Genomic DNA, 12,557 nt, shown 5'->3' on the forward strand with positions numbered 1-12,557 from the left:
TAAGTGGTAAGTGGTAAGTGGTAAGTGGTAAGTGGTAAGTGGTAAGTGGTAAGTGGTAAGTGGTAAGTGGTAAGTGGTAAGTGGTAAGCAGGGGCGGTTGATAACTTTTTCGAGTGCATTGGCTGCAAGGCGTTAGCTTCAAGGAGGTAGCATGCGCAAGGAACGTTTGATTGTCCCCACCCTGGCGATAATCGCCGTGATATGGGTGGCAGCGCAATTGCTCTCCAGCGTTCTATTTGAACGCAGTCTGCGCCAAGCGCTGGAAGATCTGGAGGCGCGGGGAGAGTGGCGCGTCAACCGCACTGAGAACCACCAAGGCTGGCTAAGTTCCCAAGGTAGGCTGATTTTATCACCACTGCTGGGTCGACCATGGCGCCTTGAGCTTACCTACAACGCGCGTCACGGTATTTTAAGCACCGATGTTGAAGGCACTGTGTTGCCGCGCCTGGATACCGTGTTGCAACAAGCCGTGGGTGAAGTTTCTGCCCCCTCGGTACCGCGCTGGCAAGGGCGCTACCATACCCTGAGCGGTCATAGCGAGTTGCGCCTTGCGCTTGCTCCCTTCGTTATTCAGCAAAATGGACGAGAGTTAGCCGTCCGCGGTGGACGGCTACGCTTAGAAGGCGTGTTTGGTGATTGGCGACTACGTGCGCTGTTCGATCAACTTACTCTGATCGATGGTATGGCCCAGCTTGCGCTAGGGCCTACGGAGCTTGAAAGCCGTTATACCTATACCGACGGGGCCTACCACTTTGCTCAACGCGACCACCTGCATATTGAAACGCTGACGCTCAGCTACCCCTCCTACGATATCCAGCTGTCGCCGCTCGATCTAAATAGCCATATGGTGCTGGATGAGAGCGAGCTACGTATCAAAGGCGACCTAGAGTTGGGTGATGTGATGGTGCCTTCTGAAGCACCTGACATGCCCCTGCTCAATGGCCGTATAGAGATGGAGCTCTCCCGGCTGAATGCCGATGCGGTTCGTCATGTAATTCGCCGTTTGCGCCAGGAAGCCGCCTGGGGAGACGCTAGTCTCCCCATGGCCGAAGGGTTGCTGGCACGCCTTGAGCCGGATCTGCGCAAAGTACTTAGCGACTCGCCGCGCTTAGATGTCATGACCATTGCTATCGACAGCCCGCTATTGGGTATTCGCTTGGATGCGGATGGCGCGCTGTTTTTTGATGCCCGCCAGTTGGATGAGCTTAGCGTGGTTAACCTCGACAAACAGAAAGAGCAGGCGAAATGGCTAGAGCGCATTGACGGCGATTTTACCTGGCATGAAGCGCCCACCGTCGCTGCGCTATGGTTAGGGCTGCCGCTCGGCACCCGTGAGCTGCAATTTGATGTGGTGCGCGGCGTATGGCGAATCAATGGCCGCCCAATGCCCGAGCTTTGGCCTCAATAATTTAAAAGCAACGCTTAACTACGTCGCAGGTAGCGCTGTTAAGCAAGCTGTTCTACTCCCCAAGGGTTGAAGTTTAGCTGCACTGCCCGCATTCCATGGACAACGCTAGGCGGTTATCACCGCCGGTACCGGTTCATTGGAGGATGCATGAGCGACCAGGATTACGAACGTGATAATGAACACCTTGACTGGCAAACTGATGATGAACAGTCATCCTCAACGACTGCTGATGAGAAGGGCAATCAAGATTTTCGCTCTGACGGCGAACGGGTAAACTCCCTAGTGCCCGCCAGCGAAATGCTGCCCGAACGTATTTATCTCCTGCCTATTCATAATCGACCTTTCTTCCCTGCCCAGGTGCAGCCATTGGTGGTCAATCGCGAGCGCTGGGAAGAGACCATGCGTCGCGTGGGCAACACGCCGCACCACACCTTAGGCGTTGCCTTTGTGGGCGAGCAGGGCGTTACCTCCCTGGATCATGAAGGCTTTCCAGAGATCGGTACCGCGGTCAAGGTGCATAAGCTCAAGGGCGAAGACGATCAGATTCAGTTTATCGCCCAGGGCTTACAGCGCTTCAAAATTACCCGCTGGCTCTCCAAAGAGCCGCCATACCTCGTCGAAGTCACCTATCCGAAAGAGCCGGTTGACGCGGAGAATGAAGAGACCCGCGCTTACGCCATGGCGATTATCAACGGCATTAAAGAGCTGCTGCCGATTAACCCGCTGTATGGCGAAGAGCTCAAGCACTACCTTAACCGCTTTAGCCCCCATCAGCCTGGGCCGTTGACCGATTTTGCCGCCGCGATCACTTCCGCCAAAGGTCCCGAACTCCAGGATGTGCTGGCCACTCTGTCGGTGGAAGAGCGGATGCAGAAAGTGCTGCCGCTACTGCGTAAAGAGATCGATGTAGCACTGCTACAGGGCGAGATCAGCGAGCAGGTGAACGCGCAAATGCAGGATCGCCAGCGTGAGTTCTTCCTGCGTGAGCAGCTCAAGGTCATCCAGCGAGAGTTGGGTATTTCCAAGGATGATCGCGAAAACGACGTGGATACCTTTAGAGCGCGTTTGGAGTCGCTGGTTGTGCCCGAACGCGTTCAGTCGCGTATTGATGATGAACTCAATAAGCTCAGCGTGTTGGAAACCGGCTCGCCGGAGTATGGCACCACGCGTAACTACCTGGATTGGCTAACGTCGCTGCCCTGGGGGGTGACTAGCCAGGATCAGTTAGATCTACCCCATGCCCGCCAGGTGCTAGATCGTGACCATGACGGCTTGAAAGATGTTAAAGAGCGTATTATCGAATTTCTGGCCGAGGGCACTTTTAAAGGTGACGTAGGCGGCTCGATTGTGCTGTTGGTCGGCCCGCCGGGGGTGGGTAAAACGTCTATCGGGCGTTCGATTGCCGAAGCACTAGGGCGCCAGTTCTACCGCTTCTCGGTGGGCGGTATGCGCGATGAAGCAGAAATCAAGGGCCATCGGCGTACCTATGTCGGCGCTATGCCCGGCAAACTGGTGCAAGCCTTTAAGGAAGTTGAGGTCGAAAACCCCGTTATCATGTTGGATGAGATCGATAAGCTAGGGCAGTCCTTCCAGGGCGACCCTGCCTCGGCGCTGCTGGAAGTGCTTGATCCCGAGCAGAACGTCGACTTCCTCGATCATTATCTTGATGTACGCATGGATCTCTCCAAAGTGCTGTTTATATGCACCGCCAATACTCTGGACTCGATCCCAGGGCCTCTGCTCGACCGCATGGAGCAGATCCGTCTTTCCGGCTATATCGCCGAAGAGAAGCTGGCAATTGCCAAGAATCACCTTTGGCCGAAGCTGCTCAAGCGCGACAACCTGACGAAAAAGCGTATCAGCCTGTCCGATGCGGCCTTAAAGCAGGTGATTGATGGCTACGCCCGCGAAGCCGGGGTGCGTCAATTGGAGAAACAGCTACACCGCATTGTGCGTAAATCGGCCGTTAAGCTACTCGAAGAGGAGAGCGAAACGGTCAAGATCTCGGTTAAAAACCTGGAGGAGTTCTTAGGCGCGCCGATCTTCCGTAAGGAAAAAGTGCTGACCGGCGAAGGGGTGGTCACCGGCTTGGCGTGGACGTCCATGGGTGGGGCAACGCTACCCATCGAAGCGGGCAAAGTACACTCGCTGGATCGCGGCTTTAAGCTTACCGGTAAACTGGGCGAAGTAATGCAGGAGTCCGCTAATATCGCCTACAGCTATACCTTGGGCCACCTGCAGGAGTATGGCGCCGATGCGGATTTCTTTGACTCGGCGTTTGTGCACCTGCACGTTCCCGAGGGCGCCACGCCGAAAGATGGTCCTTCGGCCGGTGTCACCATGACCACTGCGCTGCTGTCATTAGCTAAGCATCATGCGATTGATCGGCCTTTGGCAATGACCGGGGAACTCACCCTCACCGGTCAAGTGCTCCCCGTTGGCGGTATTCGCGAAAAAGTGATTGCCGCCCGGCGCAGCGATATCTTTGAATTAATTCTGCCCGATGCCAATAAGCGTGATTACGAAGAGTTGCCGGACTACCTGAAAGAGGGCATGACGGTGCACTTTGCCAAGCGCTACCGCGACGTAGCGGATGTGGTGTTTGGCCGCTAACAAACGGCTGATTTAGAAACTAATTTAACGGTTTTTAAGCGTCTTACGGAAGTAAGGCGCTTTTTTTGCATTTGTTCACTGGTTTGCTGACAAGAATCGCAGTGATAATAGCGTATGATTGAATAAAATTAAGAATATCTAATTCTTGGAGTGCTAATGCGCAATAACCAGCCAGTGACACAACGTGAGTATGTTTTGAGCGAAGAGGCGGTACTCATCTCTCGCTCGGATTTAAAAGGCAATGTCACTTATGCCAATCCCACCTTCGTTGAGGTCAGTGGCTATAGCCGTGAAGAGCTAATCGGCGCCCCGCATAATCTCCTACGCCACCCTGATATGCCCGAAGCCGCTTATGCGGATTTCTGGAAAACCATCCAAGCCGGGGTTACTTGGCAAGGCGTGGTCAAGAACCGACGTAAGAATGGCGATCACTACTGGGTGCATGCGACGGTAGCGCCACTGCGGGACGGTGAGCGGATCGTTGGCTACACCTCTGTGCGCCGCAAAGCCGCCGGTAAAACCGTTGCCCGGGCAGAAAAAATCTACGCGGATATTCGCGAAAAGGGCAAATCCCGTCACTACTCGCTAGCCCATGGCACGCTAAGGCGTAAAGGCTTGGTCGGTATGTTGTCGCGCTTTCAGTTTTCTAGCCTGAAAGCCAAACTCACCAGTATGGTGGTGGTATCGCTGCTGCTGCTCTGCTTTTCGGGTGGGTTGGGCGTATACGCGGTGATGGTCTCCGGCGAACGGTTGGAAACACTTAATCGGTCAGGCTTGAGTGATGTTGCCTCTCTGCAGCATATAGAGCGTTACATTGGCCAAACGGTTGATGTGCTGGAGCCTACAGTACGCAGCCCTCGCCGTGCTGACCTGGATGCCGTCAACGCAGAGGTAGGCCAATATACCGAGGCCATGGAGACACTTTGGGCAGGCTACTATGCGGGAGATACGGTGACAAATGAGGCCGCTCAGGCCTTCGATAATGCGCTGACCACCTGGGAGGCTGGGGTACAGGCCAGCTTGGTGGCGATTCAGGAAGCAAATGGATTCGCGGCCTTCGAAGCGTTTAATGATGTGGTGGTGCCGACTACTGAATCACTGCGCGAGATGAATAGCACCCTGGTCGAGCAGGTGCGTGCCGATGCCGAAGCCTTGGTCGCCGAAGCGCAAGGGGGGCGTCAACAGTTGCTAATAGCGCAGCTGGTGCTGCTGGCCGTTGGCTTTTTAGTTATGATTTGCCTGAGCGTTATGATTCTGAAATCGGTGTTTCGTAGCCTATCCGGCGCGCGGTATATCACTTTCCAAATTGCCGCAGGTAACTTGGCCGCCCGGGAGCGGCGTCAAACCAACGATGAGTTGGGCGAGCTACTTTATTCCCTGGACACCATGCGCTTTAGCCTTTCCAGCATCGTAGGCGATGTAGAGAGCCGTGTCTCGGTGGTCACTCCAGCGATTCAGCAGATAGCTGCTGAAAACGAAGAGCTCTCTTCGCGTACCGAGCAGCAGGCATCGTCGCTTCAGCAGACCGCCTCGAGTATGGAGGAGATGACCTCGACGGTTCAGCAAAACACTGAGAATGCCCGCCAGGCTACCGACTTAGCGGTGCAAAATGCTGCCAGCACCCGGGAGACCGGTCAGCAAATGCAACAGTTGGTAGAGCGCATGCAGCGTATCGCTCAAAGTGCCGAAAAGATGACTGAGATGATCAGCGTGATCGACGGCATAGCCTTTCAAACCAATATCCTGGCGTTGAACGCCTCGGTGGAGGCTGCTCGCGCGGGCGAACATGGACGGGGCTTTGCGGTGGTCGCCAGTGAAGTGCGCAACCTGGCTGGGCGCAGTGCGGATGCCGCCCAGGAAATTCGTAAGATGATTGATAGCACCACCCAGGAAGTCAGCGGTGGCCGCAGTGCGGTGGAGCAGGCCGAACGCGCGATTGAAGAGGTCTCTCAACAGGTGAGTCGCGTCAGTGAGCTGATGGAGTCGATCAGCACGGCCTCCAGCGAGCAGAGCAGTGGCATTGGGCAAATAAACTCGGCGATTGCCGAAATGGATCTTGTCACTCAGCAGAATGCCTCCAAAGTGCAGTCGATTGCGGCGTCAGCCGATAATCTCTCACTTGAAGCCTTTGAACTCGCTAACGTGGTTGATGCATTCCGGTTGGAAGGCGCCCAAGATGAGAGCATCAAAGAGGCGCGGGCGAAGTTACAGCGCGCTAACCAGGCGCTCAGCAAAGCCGCTCGCAGCTTGCCTAGCCCTTCTGAACATCGCAGTGCGAAGCCACCCGCAACGCAACCTCGCGCCGACCAGTGGGAAGAGTTCTAGCGCTGTGGGTAACGCTGTTAGGCGATTGATTTGCCTTTGTTCGTTTTAATTATATGCCACCCTCTGCGGTGGCATATTTCATGCATTACCTCTAATTGAAAAGGCTTAGTGCCAGGGAACCGCTAAGCCAAAAGATGGCGCAAGCCTTCAATAAAAGTAGGGGTGATAAATGCACAATGCCGAACAAGCAACATCCGCTGTTTATGAGTTAGCCGATGACGAAGTGTTGATCTCACGCTCTGATCTTCAGGGCAGAATTACCTACGCTAATCAGACCTTTGTGGAGGTGAGCGGCTACTCGCTGGAAGAGATAATGGGCGAAGCGCATAGTTTGTTCCGGCACCCGACGATGCCAACAGGCGTTTTTCAAAACCTCTGGGCCACCATCGAAGCCGGTAAAACCTGGCAAGGACTGATCAAAAATCGCCGTAAAAGTGGCGAAGCGTATTGGATACATACCACCATTGCACCGTTACTCGATGGTGAGCGGGTAGTAGGCTATACCTCCATCCGGCGCAAAGCTTCTGCTAAGGCCGTTGCCCGGGCAGAGCGTGTATACGCTGCCATGCAACAGGGCAAAGTACGTGGCTTTAAGCTTCATTATGGTGCGTTACGCCGCTCGGGTGTGCTTGGTTGGGCGCAACGCTTTAGTTTCAGCAGTATTCAGGCCAAGCTAATAGGGATGGTGTTGGCATCTATTCTATTATTGGTGATGGCGGGAGCAGCAGGGGTTTATGGCTTAACCAGCTCCGCTGAACGGCTGCGAACCCTCAATCAAACCGGCCTTGAAGGCATCACTGATCTTCAGCAGATTGGTCAGCGCGCTAGCCAAGTGATCCAGGCATTAGAGCCTGCGGTGCGTAACCCGCGGCGTGCAGATCTCGACATGCTGAGTACACAATTAACCACCATGAGCACCGCAATTGAAGCGTCATGGCAAGACTATACCGCGCAACGCAAAACAGGCGGTGTGCAAGAAGGGCTAGCAGCGCACCTCACTACCTTTACTGAAAGTGCCGAAACCACCCTAACCGCTATCCGCGATGGCAACGGCTTTGCCGCCTTTGAAGCCTTTAATGACAGCGTGCAACCTACTTCTGAAAGCATTAGCGCCACGATCAATATATTGGTGGATCAGGAGCGCGCGGCCGCCCACACGTTGATGGAAAACGCCGCACAGCAACAGCAATGGCTGCTATACGGCCAGTTAGGCATTCTGCTGCTAGGTATCATACTAATGATCGGGCTGAGCATGGCGGTGCTAAAATCGCTGATTAAGTCGCTCAACGAAGCGCGTCGGGTTACATTCCAAATTGCTGCGGGCAACTTGGCAAATCGGGTAACGTTAAAGCGTAATGATGAGCTGGGTGAGCTGCTCAATTCGCTGGAAACAATGCGCGCTAGCTTATCGGGGCTGATCACCGAGGTAGGCAATAAAGTGGATGTGGTGACCCCTGCCTCTGAACATATCAAACAGCAGAATGAAGACCTGGCGTCGCGCACCGAGCAGCAAGCTTCCTCGCTGCAGCAAACCGCTTCTAGCATGGATCAAATGACCGCGACGGTGCAGCAAAATACGGAAAACGCCCGTCAGGCCAATCAATTAGCCATGCAGAATGCGACCACCAGCCGAGAAACCGGCGAGCGCATGCAGGCGCTGGTAGAGCGTATGGAGCGCATTGCCGCTAGCGCCGATAAGATGACGGATATCATCAGTGTTATCGACGGCATCGCCTTTCAAACCAATATTTTGGCGTTGAATGCCTCGGTAGAAGCCGCAAGGGCAGGCGAGCAGGGGCGTGGCTTTGCGGTAGTGGCTAACGAGGTGCGCAATTTGGCCGGGCGCAGTGCCGATGCCGCTGGCGACATTCGCCGCTTAATCGCCGCCTCCGCTGAGGAGATCAACGGCGGCGCTCAGGCGGTAAGAGAGGCCGAGGCGGCGATTGAACAGGTCGTTACTCAGGTGATGAAAGTCAGCGATATTATGGAAGAGATCAGCACCGCTTCCGATGAGCAGAGCAACGGTATTGCACAAATTAATACCGCTGTCGCGGAGATGGATCACGTTACCCAGCAGAACGCCTCCAAGGTGCAATCAATTTCCAGTGCTGCCCAGAACCTCACCCAGGAAGCTTTGGAACTTGCTAATGTGATTGCCGCTTTCCGTTTAGAGGGGGCTGCCGAGGAGAGCAGTGACACGGCCCGCGAGCGTTTGCTCAAACAAGTAGGGCTTGGTTCTACGCCACCCTTAGCCGCCGCTCCTGCATTAGCCTCGCCCAAGAGCTCTGTGCCTCAGCGTACGGCCCAAGCCCAGCCAGCCGAAGAGGCATGGGAAACCTTCTGACTAAACGGCGCCATGGAGGGCGCGTTTCTCTATTCCATCTCTATCTCATCTCTATTCCCTCTCTACAGCTAGCCTCCACATTAAGCCTCTGCATCTAGTCTCTGCGCATTGCGCATGCCACAATCAAAAAACCACTGATATTTTTCAGACTTAGCCTAGCCTGCGGCGTTGCGTGCTGCGGGCTAATAAAAAAAACGCATAGCTATTTATTAGAGAGTAGAGGAAGCCATGCCAGAGTATCGCTCACGTACCACCACCGCTGGCCGCAACATGGCCGGCGCTCGCGCGCTATGGCGCGCAACGGGTATGCAGGACGGTGATTTCCAAAAGCCGATTATTGCAGTCGCCAACTCCTTTACCCAGTTTGTGCCGGGCCATGTGCACTTAAAGGATATGGGCCAACTGGTCGCACGTGAGATTGAGAAAGCCGGTGGCGTCGCCAAAGAGTTCAATACCATTGCGGTAGACGACGGTATCGCCATGGGCCACGACGGCATGCTCTACTCGCTGCCTAGCCGCGACCTGATCGCCGACAGCGTCGAGTATATGTGCAATGCCCACTGTGCTGATGCGCTGGTGTGTATTTCCAACTGCGACAAGATTACCCCCGGAATGCTGATGGCCGCTCTGCGCCTCAATATTCCGGTTATCTTCGTTTCTGGCGGCCCCATGGAAGCGGGCAAAACCAAGCTGCTTAACCACGGGCTGGATCTTGTCGATGCCATGGTCATGGCTGCCGACGACAGCGTAGACGATGAAACCCTGGCGGAAGTCGAGCGCAGCGCTTGCCCCACCTGCGGCAGCTGTTCGGGGATGTTTACCGCCAACTCGATGAACTGTTTAACCGAGGCGTTGGGTCTAGCCTTGCCCGGCAACGGCACCGTGCTGGCGACCCACTCGGATCGCCGCCGTCTATTTGAAACCGCAGGTCATCGCATTGTTGAGCTGGCCAAACGCTATTACGAAGGCGACGAGGCGCACCTATTGCCCCGTGCGATTGCCTCCAAAGCGGCGTTCAAAAACGCCATGACCCTGGATATCGCCATGGGCGGCTCGACCAACACCATTCTGCATTTTCTGGCAGCGGCCCAGGAAGCCGAAATGGACTTTACCATGGCGGATATCGACCGCCTCTCCCGTGAAGTGCCTCAGCTATGTAAAGTGGCGCCCAATACCCAGAAATACCATATCGAAGACGTTCACCGTGCGGGCGGCATTATGGCGATTTTAGGCGAACTGGATCGTGCCGGCGTGCTGGATACATCGGTGCCCACCGTGTATGGCGATAGTTTAAAAGAAGCGCTGGATGAGTGGGATATCATGCGTTCGCCCAGTGCCGAGGTCGTTGAGTTTTTCAAAGCCGGGCCGGGGGGCGTTCCCACCCAAACGGCGTTCTCGCAAAGCGCTCGCTGGCCGAGTCTGGATGGCGACCGCGCTACCGGCTGTATTCGCGACCTTGAGCACGCCTTCTCCCAGCAGGGCGGCTTGGCGGTGCTCTACGGCAATATCGCGCTGGATGGCTGCGTGGTCAAAACCGCCGGTGTCGATGACTCGATCCTGGTGTTTGAAGGCCCCGCCCATGTGGTGGAGTCCCAGGATCAGGCGGTTGCCGATGTGCTGGCGGACAAGGTCAAAGCGGGTGATGTAGTGGTAATTCGCTACGAAGGCCCGAAAGGCGGCCCCGGCATGCAGGAAATGCTCTACCCGACCTCCTATCTCAAATCCAAGGGGCTCGGTAAAGCCTGTGCGCTGCTGACCGATGGGCGCTTCTCGGGGGGCACCTCCGGGCTCTCCATTGGTCATGTCTCCCCGGAAGCTGCGGCAGGTGGTGCTATTGGATTGATCGAGCAGGGCGACCTGATACGTATCGATATCCCCAACCGGACGATCAACGTCCAACTGACGGATGCTGAGCTGGCGTCTCGCCGCGAGACGATGGAAGCCAAAGGCGTCACTGCCTGGAAACCCATCGAGCAGCGCCCCCGCAAGATCACTCCAGCGCTTAAGGCTTATGCCCTGTTGGCGACCTCTGCTGACAAAGGGGCGGTTCGAGATCTAAGCAAGCTCGACTGATACACTCAACAGATGTACGCAGCTTAAACCAGGAACAGGCCCAAGTAAGGAATCAAATGAAGGCGATTATTAACGTTGGATTAATTGGCTACGGTTTCGCTAGCCAAACCTTCCACGCACCGCTGATCCAGGCCACGGAAGGCCTGGATTTGGTGGCCGTGTCGTCAAGCGATGCTGCCAAGGTAGAGGCGTCACTTCCCAATGTTGAGGTTGAGAGCCAAGCGTTGGCGCTATGCCAGCGTCCTGACATTGATCTGATTGTTATCCCGACCCCTAACGACACGCATTTTTCGCTCGCCAAGGCAGCCCTAACGGCGGGCAAGCACGTCGTGGTCGATAAACCCTTTACGGTCTCGCTGTCCGAAGCAAAGCTGCTCAAAAAGTTGGCGGATGACAAAGAGTGCCTATTGTCGGTGTTTCACAACCGCCGTTGGGATAGCGATTTTCTGACTATTAAAGAGCTGCTCGCGGCGGGGACACTAGGCCGGCTGGTCAATTTTGAATCCCATTTTGACCGCTTCCGCCCGGAAGTTCGCGACCGCTGGCGCGAGAAGGCCACCCCCGGTGGCGGCATCTGGTATGACCTAGGCCCACACCTGCTGGATCAAGCCTGCGAGCTGTTTGGCATGCCCCAGGCCATTCTGCTGGAACTCAGCGCATTGCGGGATGGCGCCAAGGCCGACGATGACTTCCTGGCGCTGCTCGACTACGAAAGCTTTCGGGTAACTTTGGCAGCAGGCACGCTGGTGGCGGAACCGACGCCGCGCTTTCGGATCAATGGCACCCAAGGTAGTTTTGTTAAATACGGCTTAGACCCTCAAGAGGATCGCTTAAAAGCAGGCGAAGTGCCGACACAGCAGTGGGGCGAAGATAGCCAACATGGCACCCTGACGTTGCGCGAAGGCGAGGGAGAAAATGCCCCGCTGGTGAGTCGCGAGCTGCCAACCCTGCCGGGCGATTACTTGGCGTATTACCAAAGTATCACCGCCGCTATCCGCGATAAGGCGCCGCTACCGGTCAGCGTCGACGACGCTTTGCGCTCAATGGCCCTGCTGGAAGCAGGCCTCGACAGCCACCGCCAACGGCGCTGGATCGCATTGAAAAATCATTGATGTGAATGATCAAAGCAACTCCGGCTCGTTATTACGTTTCTCTTCCCGCAACCGGTCCCGGGCGATATAGAGTGCGGCGATGGCGCGGGCTTCGTGAAAATCTTCGCGCAACAGCAGGGCGGGAAGCTCCTCAATGGCATGGGTTTCCACAATTAACGGCTCGGGTTCATCTCCCGGCAGTCGCTTGGGGTAAAGGTCGGTGGCGAGGAGTACCTGCATGCGGTGGCGCATATAGTTGGGCGCCAACGAAAGCTCGACCAGCGGCTCAATACGGTGCGCGCCAACGCCGCACTCCTCCATTAACTCGCGGTTGGCTGCGGTGATAATATCTTCACCAGGGTCAACCAGCCCCTTTGGCAGGGTCAGCACATAATCTTCAAACCCCGCGGCATATTCGCGGATCAGCAGCACGTGGTCGGGGTCGGGCATCGCCACCATCATCACCGCTCCGCGGTCAGCGCCGGTTAAACGCTCAAATTGGCGCTCCTCACCATTAGAGAAGCGCAAATCCAATGATTCAATCTGGAATAAGCGACTTTCGGCAACGCGCTTGCGCGCCAAAATTTGCGGCTTTTGCTGATAACCTGAGCGGCTAACGCTAGCTTCTTTTTGCTGGTTGAATGTGGGCATAAACGAGGGCCTCCATGGCTGGGAAAAGGCGGTTACGCTACAATAGCATGCT

General features: G+C 55.7%; 7 protein-coding genes. 6 read left to right on the top strand and 1 reads right to left on the bottom strand.

Annotated elements, in window-relative coordinates; translation table 11 throughout:
* Window positions 1–151: 151 nt before the first annotated feature.
* From A6R74_RS20455 to A6R74_RS20480, 6 genes are all read left to right on the top strand, one after another.
* Entirely contained in the window at window positions 152–1,408 is a 1,257-nt protein-coding gene (locus A6R74_RS20455; protein ID WP_064236306.1) for a DUF945 family protein, read from the top strand.
* A gap of 147 nt (window positions 1,409–1,555) precedes the next feature.
* Window positions 1,556–4,021: an endopeptidase La gene (gene lon / locus A6R74_RS20460; protein WP_064236307.1), complete on the top strand. Its 2,466-nt coding sequence runs from the start codon at window positions 1,556–1,558 to the stop codon at window positions 4,019–4,021.
* A 156-nt stretch (window positions 4,022–4,177) separates the two neighbouring features.
* Window positions 4,178–6,346 (top strand): methyl-accepting chemotaxis protein, encoded by a 2,169-nt coding sequence (locus A6R74_RS20465; protein ID WP_064236308.1) that lies wholly within the window; start codon window positions 4,178–4,180, stop codon window positions 6,344–6,346.
* A gap of 169 nt (window positions 6,347–6,515) precedes the next feature.
* Window positions 6,516–8,690, top strand: a complete 2,175-nt coding sequence (locus A6R74_RS20470) for a methyl-accepting chemotaxis protein (protein ID WP_064236309.1) — start codon at window positions 6,516–6,518, stop codon at window positions 8,688–8,690.
* Between the two features lie 228 nt (window positions 8,691–8,918).
* A complete protein-coding gene (gene ilvD, locus A6R74_RS20475) occupies window positions 8,919–10,763 on the top strand; it encodes a dihydroxy-acid dehydratase (RefSeq protein WP_064236310.1) in 1,845 nt (614 codons plus the stop codon).
* A gap of 56 nt (window positions 10,764–10,819) precedes the next feature.
* Window positions 10,820–11,875, top strand: a complete 1,056-nt coding sequence (locus A6R74_RS20480; RefSeq protein WP_064236311.1) for an oxidoreductase — start codon at window positions 10,820–10,822, stop codon at window positions 11,873–11,875.
* A 9-nt stretch (window positions 11,876–11,884) separates the two neighbouring features.
* Here the strand turns inward: A6R74_RS20480 and nudE are convergent, their stop codons facing one another.
* Window positions 11,885–12,505 (bottom strand): ADP compounds hydrolase NudE, encoded by a 621-nt coding sequence (nudE, locus tag A6R74_RS20485; RefSeq protein ID WP_064236312.1) that lies wholly within the window; start codon window positions 12,503–12,505, stop codon window positions 11,885–11,887.
* Between the last annotated feature and the right edge of the window lie 52 nt (window positions 12,506–12,557).

Source organism: Halomonas sp. ALS9, assembly GCF_001651035.1.
Taxonomy (GTDB): domain Bacteria; phylum Pseudomonadota; class Gammaproteobacteria; order Pseudomonadales; family Halomonadaceae; genus Vreelandella.